Annotated in this window: 15 protein-coding genes; 3 read left to right on the top strand and 12 right to left on the bottom strand. The window is 72.9% G+C overall.

The features are described 5' to 3' along the window. Nucleotides 1-54: 54 nt before the first annotated feature. On the top strand, nt 55-1587 hold the full coding sequence (locus ACUY4T_RS12570) for an MFS transporter (RefSeq protein WP_446019300.1): 1533 nt from the start codon (nt 55-57) through the stop codon (nt 1585-1587). On the opposite strand, the gene ACUY4T_RS12575 is transcribed toward ACUY4T_RS12570, so the two are convergent. Next, nucleotides 1556-2212 carry an NADPH-dependent F420 reductase gene (locus tag ACUY4T_RS12575; RefSeq protein WP_446019301.1) on the bottom strand — a complete coding sequence of 219 codons (657 nt, stop codon included), beginning with the start codon at nt 2210-2212 and terminating at the stop codon, nt 1556-1558. The two genes, ACUY4T_RS12570 and ACUY4T_RS12575, sit on opposite strands and share 32 nt — an antisense overlap. A gap of 177 nt (nt 2213-2389) precedes the next feature. Here ACUY4T_RS12575 and ACUY4T_RS12580 point away from each other — a divergent pair, with 177 nt between their 5' ends. Further along, nucleotides 2390-3487, top strand: coding sequence for an LLM class flavin-dependent oxidoreductase (locus tag ACUY4T_RS12580; RefSeq protein WP_446019302.1), 1098 nt, complete (start codon nt 2390-2392; stop codon nt 3485-3487). 10 nt (nt 3488-3497) lie between these two features. On the opposite strand, the gene ACUY4T_RS12585 is transcribed toward ACUY4T_RS12580, so the two are convergent. The 11 genes from ACUY4T_RS12585 to hrpA form a co-directional block, all read right to left on the bottom strand. Next, a complete protein-coding gene (locus ACUY4T_RS12585; RefSeq protein WP_446019303.1) occupies nt 3498-4697 on the bottom strand; it encodes a cation:proton antiporter in 1200 nt (399 codons plus the stop codon). Nucleotides 4698-4710: 13 nt separating this feature from the next. Beyond that, a complete protein-coding gene (locus tag ACUY4T_RS12590) occupies nt 4711-5205 on the bottom strand; it encodes a cation:proton antiporter regulatory subunit (protein ID WP_446019304.1) in 495 nt (164 codons plus the stop codon). Between the two features lie 65 nt (nt 5206-5270). After that, entirely contained in the window at nt 5271-6152 is an 882-nt protein-coding gene (locus tag ACUY4T_RS12595; protein ID WP_446019305.1) for an alanyl-tRNA editing protein, read from the bottom strand. Then, nucleotides 6152-6331, bottom strand: coding sequence for a hypothetical protein (locus tag ACUY4T_RS12600; protein WP_446019306.1), 180 nt, complete (start codon nt 6329-6331; stop codon nt 6152-6154). Before ACUY4T_RS12600 ends, ACUY4T_RS12595 begins: the two co-directional genes overlap by 1 nt. A 76-nt stretch (nt 6332-6407) precedes the next feature. Beyond that, nucleotides 6408-7592, bottom strand: a complete 1185-nt coding sequence (locus ACUY4T_RS12605) for an acyl-CoA dehydrogenase family protein (protein WP_446019307.1) — start codon at nt 7590-7592, stop codon at nt 6408-6410. 9 nt (nt 7593-7601) lie between these two features. Then, nucleotides 7602-8528, bottom strand: a complete 927-nt coding sequence (locus ACUY4T_RS12610) for a DUF4349 domain-containing protein (protein ID WP_446019308.1) — start codon at nt 8526-8528, stop codon at nt 7602-7604. 57 nt (nt 8529-8585) lie between these two features. Next, nucleotides 8586-10034, bottom strand: coding sequence for a carotenoid oxygenase family protein (locus ACUY4T_RS12615; RefSeq protein ID WP_446019309.1), 1449 nt, complete (start codon nt 10032-10034; stop codon nt 8586-8588). Continuing rightward, nucleotides 10031-11587 carry a phytoene desaturase family protein gene (gene crtI / locus ACUY4T_RS12620; RefSeq protein ID WP_446019310.1) on the bottom strand — a complete coding sequence of 519 codons (1557 nt, stop codon included), beginning with the start codon at nt 11585-11587 and terminating at the stop codon, nt 10031-10033. The genes ACUY4T_RS12615 and crtI overlap by 4 nt, the downstream gene beginning before the upstream one ends. A gap of 51 nt (nt 11588-11638) precedes the next feature. Further along, on the bottom strand, nt 11639-12469 hold the full coding sequence (locus ACUY4T_RS12625) for an aldo/keto reductase (RefSeq protein WP_446019311.1): 831 nt from the start codon (nt 12467-12469) through the stop codon (nt 11639-11641). Nucleotides 12470-12500: 31 nt separating this feature from the next. Beyond that, nucleotides 12501-13709, bottom strand: coding sequence for an MFS transporter (locus ACUY4T_RS12630; RefSeq protein ID WP_446019312.1), 1209 nt, complete (start codon nt 13707-13709; stop codon nt 12501-12503). A 38-nt stretch (nt 13710-13747) separates the two neighbouring features. Beyond that, a complete protein-coding gene (gene hrpA, locus ACUY4T_RS12635; protein WP_446019313.1) occupies nt 13748-17770 on the bottom strand; it encodes an ATP-dependent RNA helicase HrpA in 4023 nt (1340 codons plus the stop codon). A gap of 123 nt (nt 17771-17893) precedes the next feature. Between hrpA and ACUY4T_RS12640 the strand changes: the two genes are divergently transcribed. Then, the gene (locus ACUY4T_RS12640; protein WP_446019314.1) at nt 17894-18736 is read left to right on the top strand and encodes an aldo/keto reductase; all 843 of its coding nucleotides are present in this window, start codon (nt 17894-17896) and stop codon (nt 18734-18736) included. Nucleotides 18737-19177 lie beyond the last annotated feature (441 nt).

Here is a 19177-nt window from a genome sequence, read left to right on the forward strand (position 1 = left end):
GCATGTCCCCGCCCCCGGACGGCCGGCGCGGCGGTACCGGCGTAGGCTGAGCGGATGCCGCAGCCCGCCGGCCCCGCGAGGACGGGGAACGACAAGCGGTGGCGCGCCTACTGGGTCTGCGTCGCCGTGGCCGCGATCACGATCATGGACCTCACCAAGGTCAACGTCGCGCTCCCGTCGATCGAGGAGGCGCTCGGCGCCTCGTCCACCCAGCTGCAGCTGCTCGTGTCCGGCTTCGTGCTCTCCTTCGGCCTCACGCTCGTGCCCGCCGGGCGACTCGGCGACCAGGGGTCGCGCAAGGCCATGTTCCTCGTCGGCCTCTCGCTGTTCGCGCTGACCAGCCTGGTGTGCGCGCTCGCGCCCTCGTCCGGCGTGCTCCTCGTGGGCCGCCTGCTCCAGGGCGTCGCCGCGGGGATCCAGATGCCGCAGGTGATCGGGCTCGTCCAGCAGCTCTTCCAAGGTGCCGAGCGGGGCGCCGCCTTCGGCCTGTTCGGTGCGACCATCGGCATCTCGACCGCGTTCGGCCCGACGCTCGGCGGCCTCGCGATCGCGATCGGCGGCCCGGTCGACGGATGGCGCGGCATCTTCTGGATGAACGTGCCCCTGGCGCTCGCAGCCATCGCGTTCGCCGCGCGGCTGCTGCCCGGCCGGCCGGAGGGGGAGCGGTCGCGGATCTCGCTCGATCCGGTCGGGGTCGTGCTGTTCGGGATCGCGGTGACCGCGCTGATGTGGCCCTTCCTGTTCACGACGGGATCGCCCGACGACGACCCGGCGCGGTGGTGGACCCTGGTCCTTTGCGCGGTCGCCGTCGCGGGCTTCGTGTGGTGGGAGCGCCGGTACGCCGCGTCCGGGCGAGCCCCCCTCGTGCCGCTGGGCCTGTTCTCGCTCGGCTCGTACCGCAACGGCACGCTGCTCGCGGTCGCGTACTTCGGTGCGATGCCGTCGACGTTCCTGCTGACGAACCTGTTCCTGCAGCAGGGACTGGGCCTGGAGCCGGTGTTCGCGGGCATGGTCACGATCGGCTTCGCCCTGTCGAGCGCGGTGACCTCGTGGCTGGGAGGTCGGCTGGTCAACCGGATCGGGCGCCCGCTCGTCGTCGGCGGCCTCGTGCTGCTGCTCGCGGGGTTCGGCCTGCTGGTCCTGGTCGCGGTCGTGACGCCGCCCTCGCTCACCCCGTGGCTCATGGCCGGCGTCATGCTCGTCGCCGGTGCGGGCGGAGGCTTCGTGATCGCCCCCAACCAGGTGCTCGCGCTCGCCGAGGTGCCGGTGGCGCAGGGCGGGCTGGCCGGGTCGGTCGGCCAGCTCGGCCAGCGCATCGGCACGGCGATCGGCACGGCCGTCGCGCTGTCGCTGTTCTTCTCGACCGTGTACCTCGCCCCGGTCGCCGAGTCGGGCGTCGACGTGTTCCACCGCGCCTACGCGCTCGGCATGGCGTCGGCGGGCGGACTGCTGCTCGTCGCCCTGTCCGTCGGGCTCGTCGATCTCCGGCAGCGTCGCGCCGAAGGCACCCCGCTGCCCGGCGAGTCCCGTGGGGTCGACGGCCGGTCGGAGCCGGCTACCCGACGGGTGCGTGCTCCGCGGTCATGAGCGCGGCGAGCTCGCGGGCGGAGAGCTCGCGCCCGAAGGCGGCGTGACCGGGCTCCAGCGCCCGGCCGTTCGCGAGCGGCCCGCCGTCCACGGCGTCGAACCCGAGGTCGTCGATGACGCGTGCGACGGTCGCGCGGGCCTCCTCGTCGTCTCCGACGACCGCCAGCGCGCGGCGCATCGGGGCGCCGGCCGGCAGCGCGTCGTCCTCCATCTCGTGGTACCCGAGGTGGTTCAGCGACTTCACGAGCCGCGCCCGCGGGTTCAGCCCCGCGTGGATCTCGCTCGTGCTCCGCGGGTCGTCGTCCACGGAGCGGATGTTGCCGTCGATGGGCGGCCAGTAGTTCGTGGCGTCGACGACCACCTTGCCGTCGAAGGAGTCCCACGGCACCGTGCGCGCCTTGCCGAACGGGACGGCGACGATGATCAGGTCGGCCTCCTCGACGAGCCGGGCGGCGTCGGCCACGCGGGCCCCGGGAGCCACGACCGAGACGAGCAGCTCGAGAGCGGTCTGCCGCGGCGACCCGGTGAGGGCGACGTCGTACCCGGCGGACACGAGCAGGCGCGCCAGCGCGGTGCCGACCTTCCCGGCACCGAAGATGCCGATCGCGGGTCGGTGATCCGTCACGTGGTGTCCTCCTGGTCGATCGCGGCGACGGCGGGCCGGGCGCGCCGCCTCGTGGGTTGGGAACGCTCGCGGGACCTCCGGCATTCCCCGCGGCTCGGGCGGGCGGAATAGTCTCGGTCCCGACGGGGTTCCACAGCGATGCATGCACATGCATCATCTCGGACGAGGGAGCAGCGGATGACGCGCCACCACCAATTCGGACTCGACACGTTCGGCGACGTGACCGTCGGCCCCGACGGCGAACTGCTGAGCCAGGCCCAGGTCCTCCGGAACGTCGTCGAGGAGGCCGCGCTCGCCGACCGCCTGGGGCTCGACTTCTTCGGCGTGGGCGAGCACCACCGCCACGAGTTCGCGATCTCCGCGCCCGAGGTCGTGCTCGCCGCGATCGCGAGCCGGACGGAGCGCATCCACCTCGGCTCCGCCGTGACCGTGCTGAGCTCCGACGACCCGGTCCGGGTGCACCAGCGGTTCGCGACGCTCGACGGGTTGTCGAACGGGCGCGCCGAGGTGATCCTCGGCCGCGGATCCTTCATCGAGTCGTTCCCCCTGTTCGGCTACGAGCTGAGCCAGTACCAGGACCTCTTCGAGGAGAAGCTCAATCTCTTCTCGGCCCTGCTCCCGCAGGAGCCCGTCACCTGGGAGGGCAAGCTGCGCGCGCCGCTGACCGACCAGCTCGTCTTCCCGAAGGTCGAGCACGGACGACTGAAGACCTGGGTCGGCGTCGGCGGCAGCCCCGAGTCGGTCGTGCGCGCCGCCCACTACGGCCTGCCCCTCGTGCTCGCCATCATCGGCGGCAGCCCGGCCCGCTTCGCGCCGCTCGCCGACCTCTATCGCAAGGCGCTCTCGCAGTTCGGCCACGAGCCCCAGCCCATCGCGGTGCACTCGCCGGGCCTCGTCGCCGAGACCGACGACGAGGCACTCGACGTCCTCTGGCCGCACTACGAGGTCATCATGAACCGCATCGGCCGCGAGCGCGGCTGGGGTGCCGTGACCCGCGACCACTTCGAGGGCGAGGCGAGCGTCCACGGCGCGCTCTACGCCGGCTCGCCCGAGACCGTCGCGCAGAAGATCGCCGCGGCGATCCGTGCGCTCGGCGTCGACCGGTTCGACCTCAAGTACTCCAACGGCACGCTCCCGCACGAGGTGATGATGCGCAGCATCGAGCTCTACGCCACGCAGGTGGTGCCGCGCGTGCGGGAGCTGCTCGCCGCGGCCGACGCCGACGCGGAGACGGCGGAGGCGGCGAGCGTCCCGGGCGACGGCGACGCCGGCTGACCGGCTGCGCTCACGGCCGGCCGGCGGCCGCCGCGGACCGTCGGGCGCTGCGGCGGCGGACGGCGGTCCGGAACCACGCGGCATCCGGAAGCCTCGCGAGCAGCGTGCCGCCGACGATCGTGATGAGCACGTACGCCGTGGCGAGCGGGGCGAGCGCCGGCTCGACGCCCGCGCCGACCGCGAGGCCGGCGATCACGATCGAGAACTCGCCCCGGGGGGCGAGCACGAGGCCGGCGCGCCACTGGCCGAGGGTGCCGACCCCGGCCCGCCGAGCGGCGTACGCGCCGGAGACCAGCTTGGTGAGCACGGTCACGACGGCGAGGGCGAGCGCGGCCGGGATCATGGCGACGATCGCCGACGAGTCCGTGGTGAGCCCGAAGAAGACGAAGAAGATCGCCGCGAACAGGTCGCGCAGGGGCGTCAGCACCGCGCTGGCATTGGCGGCGACGCGTCCCGAGAGGGCGATCCCCACGAGGAACGCCCCGACGGCGGCCGAGACGTTCACCTCCTGCGCCAGGCCCGCCACGAGCATCACCAGTCCCAGCACGCCGAGCAGCAGCGGCTCGGCGTGCTCGGCCGGGAACAGCCTCGAGACGACGTGCCCGTGACGCAGCGCGACGAACAGGATGACGACGACCACCGCGACCGCGACCGCGACCGCGATCGCGCCCTGCGCGAGGCTGACCCCGATCACGAGCGCCGACAGCACGGGCAGGTAGAAGGCCATCGCCAGGTCCTCGAGCACGAGGACCGCGAGCACCGACGGCGTCTCGCGGTTCGACAGGCGACCCAGGTCGCGGAGGAGCTTCGCGATGACCCCCGACGAGGAGATCCAAGTGACGCCGGCGAGCGCGACCGCCGCGACCGGACCCCACCCGAGCAGCAGCGCCAGCGCCGCGCCGGGCAGCGCGTTGAGGACCGCATCGAGCAGGCCCGCCGTGCGCGACGAGCGCAGCCCCGTCACCAGTTCCTGCGCCGTGTACTCGAGGCCGAGCAGGGCGAGCAGGAGGATGACGCCGATCTCCGAGCCCGTGGCGAAGAACTCCTCGCTCGCCTCGAACGGCAGGAGGCCGCCGTTGCCGAAGGCGAGGCCGAGGAGCAGGTAGAACGGGATGGGCGAGACGCCGATGCGGATGGCGAGGCGGCCGAGGAGGCTCATGCCGAGGAGCAGCGCGCCGACTTCGATGAGGAGCAGCGTGGTCTCGTGCATCCCGTGCCCCGCGTCAGTCGGGGCCGTGTGCGAGCAGGCGGGCGACCGCGTCGAGTCCCTTCCGAGTGCCGACCGCGACGATCACGTCGCCGGCCCGCAGCACGTCGGACGGGGTGGGCGAGGGGATGAGCTGCCCGTCCCGGACGATCGCGACGATCGAGGAATGGGTCCGGGTCCGCGCCCTGGTGTCGCCGAGCGGGTGGTTCAGGTAAGGGGAGTCGGTGGGCAGCGCGATCTGCTCGGTGAACAGTCCGGCCGTCTCGTCCGAGAGGCTGGTGAGCCGCGACATCATGACCGACGCACCGAGCACGTCGGCCAGCGCGGCCGCCTCGTCGTCGTTCAGGGGGATGGAGTCGCGGCAGGCGTCGGGGTCGTCCTCGTCGAAGACGCCGAGATCGCGTTCGCCGTCCCGGTGCGACACCACGCTGATGCGCCGCCCGCCCTCGGTCACGAGGTCGTGGCGGAAGCCGATCCCGGGCAGGTCGACCTTCTCGATGCGAATTCCCACGCCCGACATGCTAACCCCGCAGCGAGGTGTCGCGGCTGAGGAACGCCCAGCTTCGACGCGCGCGGTCAGGAGGGACCGGCGCCGGCGTCGGTCCGGGTGGTCATCACGAGGACGGGAGTGCCCCCGTCGTCCTCCATCGCGAACGCGACGTGGACGCCGCCGAGCTCGCCGAGCGAGTCGGCGTGGGTGCCGCCGCACGGGATCCGCGCCGATGCGCCGGGGAGCTCGCAGACCCAGGTCCGTCGATCGGTCAGGCGATCCCCGACGCGCTCGATGCGCACCTTCGCGTCGGCGCCGACCCATTCGGCCAGCGTGGCATCGACGGATGCCGCGAGCTCGTCGAGCGCGTCGGGCAGCCCGGTCGCATCGAAGCCCGCGCGTCGCAGCGACTTGTTCAGGCGGTACCGGTCGGTCGAACCGCCGGGCCCGATGCGCGACGTCGCGATCGCGATCCCGTCGAAGTCGGGTGCGCCGAGCGCGTCCTCCCGGGCGGACTTCGTCCATCGTTCGGCGAGTGCGCGGTTCAGGGCGAGCGAGGCGGCGTGGCAGGCCGTGTGGCCGAGCGACAGGGCGTAGCGCGCCGCGCCATCCGCTTCGAGCTCGACCTCGTCGCCCTCCGCGACCTCGGCATCGGCGTCGACGAGGTGCGCCACGAGGAACGCCCAGCCGTCGGTGCCGGTGCGCACCGGCAGGTCGCCGATGTGGAGGTCGTCGCCGTCGGTCGCGGCCACGACCGCATCGCGGATGACGAACTCGCGCCCGTCGACGCGGAGCACGCCCGGGTCGGCGGGCTGGTCGGGCCAGGCGTGATCGACCGGGTGGATGCTCGTGCAGTCGGTCACGACGGCGAGCCGGTCGCCGTGCGGCGCGACGTGGAGCACGGTCGCGGTGGCGGTGAGATCCCCGACGGGGAAGGTGACGACGGTGTCCTCGTCGGGCAGCGCCATCAGACCCCGCTCTCGCGGTGGCCGAGGAGCTGGATGGGCACCGCCACGGCGACGGCCACGGCGACGATGCCGCCGAAGAAGACGAGGGCCTCGAAGCCGGGGACCTCGACGGCGACGCTGGTCAGCCACATGCCGAACCCGAAGATCGCCATCGCGATGATGAAGGGGAACGCGCTCACGGAACCTCCTCTGGAGTGGGCGGCCGGTGCCGCGGGCGCCAGTCTATCGACCGGGAGCCCTGCGCGGCACGGGGCTTCAGTCCCGTGGCGGTCCGAGTCGCGCGGTCGCGAACGCGGCGAGCGCCGCGTCGTCGCTCGACGGATGGAACGCACCGGCCAGCACGTCGCGCTGGAGCCGTCCGAGTTCGTCGCCGGCGAAGAAGGTCCGCCCTCCGGCGACGCGCACCGCCTGCTCCACCACGTCGCGCGCCGTGCCCACGGCGCGCATCTTCAGCCCCGACGGCTTCGCGAACCGCATCGCGCCGTGGTCCACTCCCTCGTCGAGGTCGCGCGCCAGCGCCAGCAGCTGGGGCTCGAGCGCGTCGAGGAGCGATGCGGCCTCGCCGATGCGGCGTCGCACTCCGGGGTCCTCCGAGCGCGGCGCCCCGGTCCTCCGCGACACGCGCTCCGTCGCCGAGGCGACCGCGAGGTCGAGCGCGCGCGTGGCCAGGCCCGCGTAGACCGAGGAGATGAGCAGTTCGAAGCAGGCGAAGATCGCCCGCACGAACGCGTCGTCGGACGGTCCCGGGTCGAGCCGGCGGACGATCCGGTCGGAGGCGGCGACGGCGCCGTCGAGGACGGTCGTCCGACTCTGCGTCGCGCGCATGCCGATCGTGTCCCAGTCGTCGAGCGTCCGCACGTCGGGGTCCTCGCGGTCGATGAAGCCGTAGACGAGCTTCGGCGCGTCGTCGGAGCGGGTGTCGAGCCCGTGCACGCCGAGGCGGGTCCATGCGGGGGAGAGCGACGTGAAGATCTTGCGCCCGGTGTACCGCACACTGCCGTCGGACTGCGGGTCGGCGACCGTGTCGGACCCGAACAGCATGAGGTCGTTGCCGGCCTCGGAGATCCCGAAGGCGAAGACCTCGCCGGCCGACGCCTCGTGCAGGAGGAACTCCAGCGCATCGTCGCCGCGATCGTGCAGCAGGCGGGCGACGCTCGTCCACACGAGGTGCATGTTCACCCCGAGCGCGGTGGCCGGAGCCGCCGCGGCCAGTCGCATCTGGGCACGGACCAGGTCGGACAGTCCCCACCCCAGGCCGCCGGCCGCGGCGGGGACCACGGCCCGGAGGTAGCCGGCCTCGCGAAGCTCGGCCAGGTCCTCGGCGAAGAAGGCGTTGTCGCGGTCGTATCGGGCGGCGCGCTCGCGGAACCGCGCGAGGAGCGCGTCGTCGAGGAGGTCGTCGGGCGTCGGGGTCGTCGGATTCGTCGCGGGCGTCGGCACGGCGCCAGCCTACGCGCGGTCGTCGGGCCCCGGGGTCCCCGGCGGGACCTGCGCGCGGCCGCGTCGCGTCGCGCGCACCGCCAGGAGGACCACGCCGGTGACGATCGCGCCGATGACGACCAGCACGGCGAGCCACGGCAGCAGGACGCCCGCGACCACGAGCAGGCCCGAGGCGAAGGCGACGAGCGCCTCCCATCCGGCGGCCGCGCCGCTCCAGAAGTCGTCGGGCCCGGCTTCGGGCGCGACGCCCTCGGTCAGGAGCTCGACGGTGAGCGTGGAGTAGTCGACCTGGTCGGCGAGCCAGTCGCGTTGCGCCCTGAGGCCGTCGAGCTCGGCCTGCCGGGCGGTGAGCTCGGACTCGATCGCGATCAGGTCCGCGGTGTCGTCGGCATCGGCGAGCAGCGCGAGCAGGCGATCGACCGACGTCTGCAGGGCCTCGATCCGCGCGTCGAGGTCCTGGCGCTCCTGCGTCACGTCGGTGGCGTCGACCTGGACGGAGGTCACGGCGCCGAGCGCACGGAGGTCGGCGAGCACCTCCTCGAAGTCGTCCGCGGGAATCCGCACCACCAGGGTCGCCCGCGCCGGCTGGAGGTCGGTGCCCGGCGTCTCGCTCCGGCTGTCGACGCGGCCGCCGGCCGCCGCGACGATCCCGACCGCGTCGGTCGCCGAGTCGACCGGGTCGTCGACGGTCAGCGCGAGCCGTCCGGTGGTGATCACGCTGCGCTCCTCGGGCGCGTCCACGAGGCGGTCCTCGCCGAACTGGGCGTCGTCGCGCGGGGCCACCCCCTCGTCCCCGGTCGGCGCCTCGACGCCGATATCCGGCTGCGCCACCCCGCCGGAGTCCTCGCCGCCGCCGAATCCGCCTGCGCTGCACCCGCTCGTCAGCAGCACGGCCAGTGCGACGGCGGAGACGAGGAGGACGCGTCGGCGGGTCATGCGGTCACGGTACTCCCGCGTCGCGACCCTCCGTCTGGACTCGCGCTGCGAGTCGGGTCACGATCCGGTCTCGCCCGTCCGCAGGTCGTCGTAGAACTGCCCGTGGTAGCCGAGCAGCACCGGGTGGGGCAGTCGCGCCCGCGCGACCTCGGTGAAGGACGCGGCGTCGAGCACCAGCAGGAACGAGGTGCCCTGTGCGGCGTCGAGGACGACGGACAGGACCACGCCGTCGTCCTCGGCCTCGCGTCCGGGGCGACCCACGAAGACGCCCTCCCCAGGGAAGCAGTCCGGTTCGTGCCAGGTCGCGGTGGTTCCGGTGGCGACGTCGATCTTGACGAGCTGGTCGTAGAACCCCTGCTCGCCCTGCAGCCCCACGCCGTACACGTACCGGAGGTTCGGACTCGTGTTGAGCCGGGCGTAGTCGATGCCCGGCAGTTCGATCGCGGTGGTCGAGAGGGCGTTCGCCCGCAGCCGCTCGTCGGATCCGTGCAGCGGGACCCGCAGCCGCCGGAGCGTGCCGGGGGGGATCCGCACGTCCGGTTCGGAGAGGCGATGCAGGTAGAACGCCTCGATGACCGATGCGTCGTCGTAGGCCACGAGGTCGACCACGACGGACCCGTCCTCGTCGTAGGCATTGACGTGGTGGAAGGCGAAGAACGGGTCGGCGATGGCCGACCGGACGTGCGCGCCGCTCGCGCGGTCGAACACGTGGATGCACGTCCCGCGCTCGGGCTTCCACCGGAAGTTCTCGATGTACGGGCGCAGCCAGAGCAGGAGCGAGATCGGATTGACCACGAGCGGGAACTCGACCAGCACCAGGTACCGCTCCGACATCCCGAAGGAATGGATGTACGACGGCTCGCGGACCGCGCGCGTCGCGACGGTGTCGCCCCGCAGGAGCGAGGGCTCGCGGGTGTCGACGCGGCGGAAGACGTACGTGCTCAGGGCGCCGTATCGCGTGACGAGGTTGGTCGCCTCGTGCCGCGCCTCGTCGAGGTGCGGATGGACCGTCGTCATCCTCCCGAAGTCCGAGCGGTCCCACCCGGCGACGCCCACGGTCCGGAGGGTCTGGGGGTCGAACTCGACCTGGATGGGGGTCTCGGCGAGCGCGAGGAAGTGCTCGGCGATGCGGGCGATGTTCACCTTCGCGCTGTCGGTGACCTTCGGGTCGAACACCGCCATCGCGCGTGCGAACAGCGACCGGCACGGATCGGTGGCGAACTCGGGATAGGCGATCCGGCCCTCGTCGCGCGCCGCCCGGTACGACTCGGTCTCGAGGAAGCGGTTCGCGTACGACACGCGCCCCCGGTCGATGGTGAAGCGGTGCAGCATCGCGAGGCCGTCGAACCAGTGCCGGTAGCGCTGGGCGCCGACCCGGAACGTCCCGGGGCCGTTGCGGAGCAGCGAGCCCGTGAGCCAGTCCGGCATCCGGCCGTCGACGGGGACGTCGTCGAGGGCGACCTCGGGGCTCTCGCCGAAGCCGTGCACCGCGTGGCCGGCCGTCATCGGGTCCTCACGGCCGTCGGCGCCGGAGTCACGGCCCTCCGGGGGGCTTCGGACTTCCACCGGCGCTCGATCAGGTCGGCGGCGATCTTCCCCGACGCGAGCACGGCGGGCACGCCGGCGCCGGGGTGCGTGCCCGCCCCGACGAGGTACAGTCCGGCCACGCGCGGCGAACGGTTGTGCGGGCGGAACCACCCGGACTGGAACAGGGTCGGCTGCAGGGAGAACGCCGCACCGTGCGGGGTGTTGAGGACGTCGCGGAAGTGGTCGGGGCCGATCGCATGCTCGACCCGGAGGTGCGAGGCCAGGCCCGGCAGGAATCGCCGGTCGAGCGTGTCGACCACGAGGTCGCGGATGCGCCGCGTCTCGGCCTCGGGCACCTCCTCGTCGTCGTCGAGCGGCGGCGCCGCGACGAGCACGTACATCGCCTCGCACCCCTCGGGCGCGACCGTGGCGTCGGTGCGCGTGGGCAGGTGGACGTAGAGGAAGAGGTCGTCCGCACCCAGCGGCTCGCCCGCTCGCGCCCGCGCCCGCCGCGTGCGGCCGAACACGCGACCGAGCACCTGACGGGCGTCGCCGCCGAGCAGCAGGTTGTGGTGCGCGAGCGGGGTCGAGGGCCAGGTGCGGTCGGCGCCGAGGTACAGCACGTGCAGCGACATGCTGGGCCTGGCCGCGCGAAGGCGCCGCGCCGCGAGGCTCCGCCGCTGCCCGAGCAGCCCGTCGATCGTGTGGCCGGGATCGGCGTTGGAGATGACGACGTCGGCCGGACGCTCGGATCCGTCGGCCAGCCGGACGCCGGTCACCCGCCCCGACGCGACCAGGATCCGATCGACCGCGACCCCGCACTCGATGCGCCCGCCGAGGCGCGCCAGGAGCGAGCCGAGCGCGTCGACGATGGCCGCGGTGCCGCCCACCGCGTAGTGCACGCCCCACCGTCGCTCGAACTCTACGATGAGCGAGTAGAGCGCGGGCGTGTGCGCCGGATGCCCGCCGATGAGCAGCGGGTGGAACGCGAGCGCGCGCCGCAGGAACGGGTCGCGGACGCATCCGTCGACGAGTCGTTGCACCCCGAGCGCCGCCCGATGGCGCAGCAGGAAGGGGAGCATGCGCAGCATGACGTGCACGTGCATCATCGGCCGCTCCGTGTAGGGATAGAACGCATCGAAGATGCGGCTGATGCGGGCGCTGAGCCGGGCGTAGCCCGGTTCGTCCGCGGGGCTGCGCCGCGTGACCTCCCGACGCATCCGCTCGGCGTCGGCGTGGAAGTCGAACGGCGTCCCGTCCGCGTCGAACGCCCGGTAGAACGGGTCGAGCGGCACCAGTTCGACGTGGTCCTCGAGGCGTTCGCCGGCGAGGGCGAACAGCTCCTCGAACATGAACGGGGCGGTGAGCACCGTGGGGCCGCCGTCGAAGCGGAATCCGTCGAGCTCGTAGAGGTACGCGCGGCCGCCGATCCGGTCGCGCTGCTCGAGCACCGTGACCTCGTGCCCCGCCGCGGCGAGGCGGACGGCCGCGGCCAGGCCGCCGAACCCGCTCCCGATCACCACCGCCCGCATGGGGCCACGATATCCGCGCGGCTGTGAAGACGCCTCGGAACGGCGGGGGGATCAGTCCTCGTCGGGGTCGCGTCCGGTGCGCTCGCCGGATTCGAGCGTCGCGATCGCCGCGACGTCGGCCTCGTCGAGGTCGAACGAGAACACGTCGAGGTTCTCGGCGATGCGTTCGCGGCTCGAGGCCTTCGGGATCACGATCGTGCCCTGCGCGACGTGCCAGGCCAGCACGACCTGAGCGACCGACCGGCCGTGCTTCGCGGCGATCGGCTCGAGGACGGGATCGCCGAGCAGTCTCCCGCGCGCGAGCGGCGACCATGCCTCGGTGCGGATGCCGAGACGGTCGTGCGCCGCACGCAGCTCGCGCTGCGGCAGCCACGGGTGCAGCTCCACCTGGTTCACGACCGGAACGACTCCGGTCTCGTCGATGAGCCGATCGAGGTGGTGCGCGTGGAAGTTCGAGACGCCGATCGACGACACGCGGCCCTCGTCCCGGAGGCGGATCAGCGCGCGCCAGGTGTCCACGTAGCGGTCCCGCGACGGCACCGGCCAGTGGATGAGGTACAGGTCGAGGCGGTCCAGCCCGAAGCTCGCCATCGACGTGTCGAAGGCGCGCAGGGTCTCGTCGTAGCCGTGGTCGTCGTTCCAGACCTTGCTCGTCACGAAGAGCTCGTCGCGGGGCAGCCCGCACTCGCGTGCGGCGGCTCCCGCCTCGGCCTCGTTGCCGTAGAGCGCGGCGGTGTCGAGGTGCCGGTAGCCGAGCTCGATGGCGTCGAGCGCGAGCCGGGTGGCATCCGCTGCCGGCACCTTGTACATGCCGTAGCCGACCTGCGGGATCGCACGGCCGTCCGCGAGCGGGATCATGGGAGCGAGGGGCTGGTGCGGCATCCGTGCGCCTTTCGTTCGGATCGATCGGAGGTCAGCTGGGCGTGATGGCCACCGGTTCGGTATCGGGGATCGGGGACGCGTCGCGACCGCGCAGGTCGGGGTGCCACCGCCGGGCGAGCGCGGGCACGAGGAAGCCGAGGAACGCGAGCGCCCCGGCCGCCCAGAACGCGCCGACCGCGTCGTAGCCGTCGATGAGGAAGCCCGCGAGGGCCGATCCGAGTGCGGCGCCGATGAGCTGGCCCGTTCCCACCCAGCCGTAGGCCTCGGCGGTGTCGGAGAACTTGACGCTCGCCGACACGATCGCGAAGAGCACCGCGAGGGCGGGCGCGATGCCGATGCCCGCGATGAACAGGGTGACGGCGAGCCACCAGAAGTCCATCGAGAAGGCCGCCAGCGCGGTGCCCGCGAAGACGATGAACATGCGGCGGGCGGTGGACCACGGACTGATCGGCGCGTGGCCGAACCCGAGGCCGCCGGCGAGGCTGCCGATCGAGAAGATCGCCAGCACGATCCCGGCTTCGGCCCCGTCGTGGCCGAACGCGGCAACCACGCCCGCCTCGATCGCCGCGCACGCCCCGATCAGGAGGAAGCCGACGACCGTCGCGAGCAGCACGGGCGGCCGGGCGAGCACCGTGCCGAACCGGCGCTTCGAGCGCGGGATGCGCACGCGGCCGAGCTCGGGCGAGGCGATGAACCACACGCCGCCGGCCACCATCAGGGCGGCGGCCAGCAGGATGCCCCACGCGGTGCCGATCTGGGTCGAGACGAACGCCGTGACCACGGGCCCGACGACCCAGATGATCTCCTGGGCCGACGCGTCGAGCGAGAAGAGGGGGGTGAGCTGCCGGGAGTTCACCATCTTCGGGTAGATCGTGCGCACCGCGGGCTGCACGGGCGGCGTCGCGAGTCCGCAGACCAGGCCGACCAGCATGTACATCGGCACGGTGAGCGGGAGCACGCCGATCGCGATCACCGCCGTCGTGCACACCGCCAGCGTCAGGATGAGCACCGGCCTCATTCCGAAGCGGCCCATCAGGCGGCTCGTCAACGGGCCGGCGACGGCCTGGCCGATCGAGGTCGCGGCCAGCACCAGGCCGGCGGCGCCGTACGAGCCCGTCTCGCGCTCGACGTGCAGCAGGAACGCGAGCGAGAGCATGCCCGACGGGAACCGAGCCGTGAGCTGGGCGGCGATGATGCGAGCGACGCCCGGGGTCCTCAGCAGGTCGGTGTAGCTCGCCACCCTCAGACTCTACCGACGCGCACGCCGAGGCGCCGAGGTCAGGACCCCGCGAGCGCCTTCGCGATCCGCTTCACCGACACCGTCTCCGCGGTCCGCAGCTCCTGGGCGAACAGCCCGACGCGCAGCTCCTCGAGCATCCAGCGCACGCGAACGAGCCCGGGGTCGGCCTCCGGGTCGATCGGGAGCGTGCCGCCGCCCTTCTCATAGGCCGTCCGGGCCTGCTCGAACTCGGTCAGGAGCTGCCGGTCGCGGCCGGGATGCTCCTGCATGCGCCGGACGCGCACCGTGATCGCCTCGAGGTAGCGCGGCAGGTGCCGGAGCCGCTCGAGGCCCGTGGCCGACACGAAGCCGGACGGCACGAGCGCCTCCAGCTGGGATCGCGCATCGGCGAGCGCCGACATGAGCTGCAGGCTCGACGCCTTCGTGATCGCCCGGTCGGCCTCGCGCGCCGCGACGAGGATCCGCGAGACGAGCGAGACCGTGTCGAACATGCGCTCCACCACGTGGGCCGAGACGGCGTCGCGGACCGCCTCGAACTCCGCCCGCGTCCGCACGAGCCCGTCAGCGTGCCGCGCGCGCAGTTCGGCGTCGACGACAGCGGCCAGGCAGTCGTCGAGCAGCGCCCGGGGCCCGGCGTACGCGCTGGACGCGAGGGCGAGCTTCTCGGGGTTGGAGAGGTGCTCCTGCACGTAGGCGACCGGGGTCGGCGTCGCGAGGACGAGCAGGCGACGGATGCCGCGGCGCGAGGCGCGGTCGCGCTCCTCCGCCGTCGGCACGAGCCGCAGCGCCACCCCGGTGCCCTCGTCGACCAGCGCCGGGTAGGCGCGAACGGTGTTGCCCGCCTGGCGGGTGTCCACGTGGTCGGGGAGCGCGTCCCACTCCCAGGCCGTCAGGCCGGACCGCTCGGCGAATGCCGGCGAGGCGGGACGTGCGGGGCCACGCCCGGGCCGCGCGCCCGAAAGATCCCGGCCGGCTGCGGGCCGATCCCCGGCATCCGCTCGACCGTCCCGAGCGCCCCCGGGCCCGCCGGCGAACGTCGACGCGACGGCCCGGCCGGCGCGGTCGGCGAGCCGGGCCTGGAGCGCGGCGAGGTCCTTGTCGTCGCCGACGCCGCGCCCGCGCTCGTCGACGGCGCGGAACGTGACGCGCAGGTGCGGCGGGAGCCGCTCGAGGTCGAAGTCCTCCGCGGTCACCGGGGCGTACGTGAGGCGCTTGACCACCGCGGCCACCTGCTCGGCGAACGGCGGGCGCGCTTGACCCGCCTCCGGTCCGTCGGGCAGCTCGGCGGCGATCTTGGCCGCCCACTCCGCCGCGGGCACCACCTGCCGGCGGAGCACCTTGGGGAGCGTGCGCAGCATGGCGGTGATCAGCTCGTCGCGCAGCCCCGGCACCTGCCAGTCGAAGCCCGCCGCGTCGAGGCGGGGCAGCAGCACCAGCGGAACCACCACGCTCACGCCGTCGTCGTCGGCGCCGGGCTCGAAGCGGTAGCGGAGGGTCAGCGCCTGGTCGCCCTGGCGCCAGCGGTCGGGGAAGCCGCCGTCCGTCGAGACGTCGTCGTCGCCGACCAGGTCGGCCCGGGTCATCGTCAGCAGGTCGGGGGAGCGTCGATGCTCGGCCCGCCACCAGCGCTCGAAGGCGCGCGCGTCGGTCGCCTCGTCGGGGATCCGCCGCTCGTAGAAGACGACCACGGCCTCGTCGCCCGCCAGGACGTCGCGACGGCGAGTGCGCTCCTCGAGCTCGCCGAGCTCCCGGCGCAGTTCGCGGTTGCGCCGGATGAATCCGAACACCCGCCGGTCGAGCCGGTTCCAGTCCCAGTCCTCGTCGACGAGCGCGTTCCTGATGAACAGCTCGCGCGCCAGGGTGGCGTCGATGCGCGCGAGCTGGACCCGCCGCTTCGGCACGATGACCACGCCGAACAGGGTCGCCTTCTCGTCGGCGACGGCCGAGCCCTGGCGTCGCTCCCAGCGCGGTTCCGACCAGGTGCGCTTGACGAGGGGGCCGGCGAGCTGCTCGGCCCACGCGGGATCGATCGCCGCGACCGTGCGGGCGAAGAGCCGGCTCGTCTCGACCAGCTCGGCGGCCATGATCGCGGCCGGCGGCTTCTTCGCGAGCGCCGACCCCGGGAAGACCACGAACCGCGCGTTGCGGGCGCCCGCGAACTCGGCCTGCTGGCGGCGCCCCCGGCGCTCGGCCTCGCGCTGGCCCCCCGCGCCGCCGCGGCCGCTGGAGGTCCGGCTGTCGTCGCGGATGCCGATGTGCGACAGGAGCCCGGCGAGCAGCGAACGGTGGATGCCGTCGGGGTTCGGCGCGCCCGCCTCCTTCGCGACGTGCAGCCCCAGGGGCTTGGCCAGCCGGACGAGCTGCCGGAACAGGTCCTGCCATTCGCGCACGCGGAGGTAGTTGAGGAACTCGTTCCGGCACATCCGGCGGAACGCGCTGCCCGAGAGCTCGCGCTGCTGCTGCTCGAGGTGGTTCCAGAGGTTCAGCAGCGTGAGGAAGTCGCTCGTCGGATCGACGAACCGCGCGTGCATCGCGTCGGCCTGCTCGCGTCGCTCGAGCGGTCGTTCGCGCGGATCCTGGATGGTCAGGCCCGCGACGATGGCGAGCACCTCGCGGCTCACGCCCTGCGCCTTCGACTCGAGCACCATGCGAGCGAACCGGGGCTCGATGGGCAGGCGGGCGAGCTGCCGCCCGGTGCGGGTGAGCCGGGGGCCGTCCGCGGCATCCGCGTCGTCGATCGCGCCGAGCTCGCGCAGCAGTTCGACGCCGTCGCGGATCCCGCGCGGATCGGGCGGGGTCAGGAACGGGAAGTCCTCGACGGCCCCGAGTCCGAGCGAGGCCATCTGGAGGATGACCGCGGCGAGGTTGGTGCGCAGGATCTCCGGGTCGGTGTACTCGGGCCGCCGGCCGAAGTCCTCCTCGGAGTACAGCCGGATGGCGATGCCGTCGCTCGTCCGGCCCGAGCGACCCGACCGCTGGTTCGCGGACGCCTGCGAGATCGCCTCGATGGGAAGCCGCTGCACCTTGGAGTGCGCGGAGTACCGGCTGATGCGCGCCGTGCCGGCGTCCACGACGTAGCGGATGCCGGGCACGGTGAGGCTCGTCTCGGCGACGTTCGTCGCGAGGATGATGCGCCGCCGGAGCCCGGCGACCTTCGAGGGCTCGAAGACCCGGTGCTGGTCGGCCGACGACAACCGGCCGTAGAGCGGGAGCACCTCGGTCTCGCCGCCCCGTCGCGCGCCCGGACCCGTCGAGTAGTGGGCCCGGACGGCGGCCTCGGCGTCGCGGATCTCGCTCTCGCCGGACAGGAACACCAGGACGTCGCCCGACGACTCGCGCTCGAGCTCGTCCAGCGCGTCGAGGATGCCCTGCTGGACGTCGCGGTCCTCCGCGGCGGCGCCGTCGTCGTCGACCTCGTCGCCGGACCCCGCGGACTCCGACACCAGCGGCCGGTACCTGACCTCGACCGGGTAGGTGCGGCCGGACACCTCGATGATCGGTGCGGGCTCGCCCGCGGCGTCGGCGAACTGGCGCGCGAAGCTCTCCGGGTCGATCGTCGCGCTCGTGATGATCACGCGCAGGTCGGGGCGTCGGGGGAGCAGGCGCTTGAGGTAGCCGAGCAGGAAGTCGATGTTGAGGCTGCGCTCGTGCGCCTCGTCGATGATGATCGTGTCGTAGCGTCGGAGCTCGCGGTCGCGGTGGATCTCGTTCAGGAGGATGCCGTCGGTCATCACCTTGATGCGCGTGGCCTCGCTCGCCCGGTCCGTGAACCGCACCTGGTATCCGACCAGGTCGCCCAGTTCCGTGCCGAGCTCCTCGGCCACGCGCTCGGCGATGGTGCGCGCCGCCAGCCGCCGCGGCTGCGTGTGGGCGATCGACCCGCGACCCAGCTCGAGGCAGATCTTCGGCAGCTGGGTCGTCTTGCCCGACCCCGTGGCGCCCGCGACGATGACGACCTGGTGGTCGCGGATGGCGCCGGCGATGTCGTCGCGTCGACCGCTCACCGGCAGCTCGGCCGGGTAGGTGATCGCGGGGATCGGGGGGTGGGCGCGCTCGGACATCAGCCCTCCATCGTACGGGGCGCCGCGCGCCGCGGCCCCGGACGGAAGCGGAGTACGCGCGCGCCGCTTCGCCGCGGGCGAACACGGGATGGAACTCGCAGCCGCGCGGTGTTGCATGACGACATGACGCAGACATCGACCTCAGTGCCCGGGATCCGGTTGAACGACGGCCGGGAGATCCCCCAGCTCGGCTTCGGCGTATTCCTCGTCGACCCGCCCGAGACCGAGCGCATCGTGAGCGACGCGCTGGAGGTGGGGTACCGCCACATCGACACCGCGCGCATCTACGACAACGAGGAGGGCGTCGGCCGGGCCCTCGCCGCCTCCGGGATCCCTCGCGAGGAGCTCTACATCACGACGAAGCTGTGGAACTCGGACCAGGGCACGCAGTCGGCGCTCGATGCGTTCGACGCGAGCCTCGAGCGGCTGGGGCTCGGGTACGTCGACCTGTACCTGATCCACTGGCCGGTGCCCTCGAAGGATCGGTACGTGGAGAGCTGGCGGGCGCTCGAGCAGATCCGCGAGACCGGCCGCGCGCGATCGATCGGCGTCTCCAACTTCCTCGCGCCGCACCTCCGGCGACTGATCGATGAGACCGGCGTGGTGCCGGCGATCGACCAGATCGAGCTCCACCCCGCGCACCAGCAGCCCGAGACGGCCGCGTTCGCCGCCGAGCACGGCATCGCCATCGAGTCGTGGGGTCCGCTGGGGCAGGGCAAGTACCCACTCCTCGAGGCGGACGAGGTGACGGCGGCCGCGTCCGCACACGGCAAGTCGCCCGCGCAGGTCGTGATCCGCTGGCACCTCCAGCGCGGCACGATCCTCTTCCCGAAGTCGAACCGTCGGGAGCGGATGGCGGAGAACATCGACGTCTTCGACTTCGAACTCTCCGACGCCGAGATGCGGCGCATCACGGCGCTGGAGCGCGCGGGCCGGGTCGGGCCGGATCCCGACCACTTCGGCTGACCGATTCACCCTCCGATCGGGGGTCCAGCGGATGCCGCGGGTCCCCGATCGGCACGCCGACGAGGCGCGACACGCCCGGGATGCGAGCCCGATTTGCCGACGCCCCCGCCAGCCCGTAGATTCTTTCTTGTCGCCACGGCGGAGCGGGAAGCGGAAGAGCTACCGGCCGCGAAGACGACAGTCTTAGCCAAACAGCCTCGAAGGCGCATATTGCGACTCGGTTGCTTCAAGCCTAAGATGACTACTCCACTCCCAAGTGCATCGCACACCACGTGTGTGCGGTCTCTGATGTGGAACCACCGCGACCGCCAGGTCGCCGGCAGGTTCGGATCAGCGCGGGGTGGTACAGTAGAGAGGTTGCCCTGGGGGCAGGCCGCGAGGCTGCAACCCGGGTGCGTCCGTTCCTTGAGAACTCAACAGCGTGCACTATGTTCAATGCCA

The organism is Agromyces arachidis (genome assembly GCF_052805135.1).

Bases quoted from the DNA above. Each gene is read 5' to 3' on its own strand.
- ACUY4T_RS12595 (WP_446019305.1), bottom strand. From the start codon at position 6,152: ATGGCGCTGCCCGACGAGGACACCGTCGTCACCTTCCCCGTCGGGGAT.
- hrpA (WP_446019313.1), bottom strand. From the start codon at position 17,770: ATGTCCGAGCGCGCCCACCCCCCGATCCCCGCGATCACCTACCCGGCC.
- ACUY4T_RS12580 (WP_446019302.1), top strand. From the start codon at position 2,390: ATGACGCGCCACCACCAATTCGGACTCGACACGTTCGGCGACGTGACC.
- crtI (WP_446019310.1), bottom strand. From the start codon at position 11,587: ATGCGGGCGGTGGTGATCGGGAGCGGGTTCGGCGGCCTGGCCGCGGCC.
- ACUY4T_RS12585 (WP_446019303.1), bottom strand. From the start codon at position 4,697: ATGCACGAGACCACGCTGCTCCTCATCGAAGTCGGCGCGCTGCTCCTC.
- ACUY4T_RS12610 (WP_446019308.1), bottom strand. From the start codon at position 8,528: ATGACCCGCCGACGCGTCCTCCTCGTCTCCGCCGTCGCACTGGCCGTG.
- ACUY4T_RS12615 (WP_446019309.1), bottom strand. From the start codon at position 10,034: ATGACGGCCGGCCACGCGGTGCACGGCTTCGGCGAGAGCCCCGAGGTC.
- ACUY4T_RS12640 (WP_446019314.1), top strand. From the start codon at position 17,894: ATGACGCAGACATCGACCTCAGTGCCCGGGATCCGGTTGAACGACGGC.
- ACUY4T_RS12625 (WP_446019311.1), bottom strand. From the start codon at position 12,469: ATGCCGCACCAGCCCCTCGCTCCCATGATCCCGCTCGCGGACGGCCGT.
- ACUY4T_RS12570 (WP_446019300.1), top strand. From the start codon at position 55: ATGCCGCAGCCCGCCGGCCCCGCGAGGACGGGGAACGACAAGCGGTGG.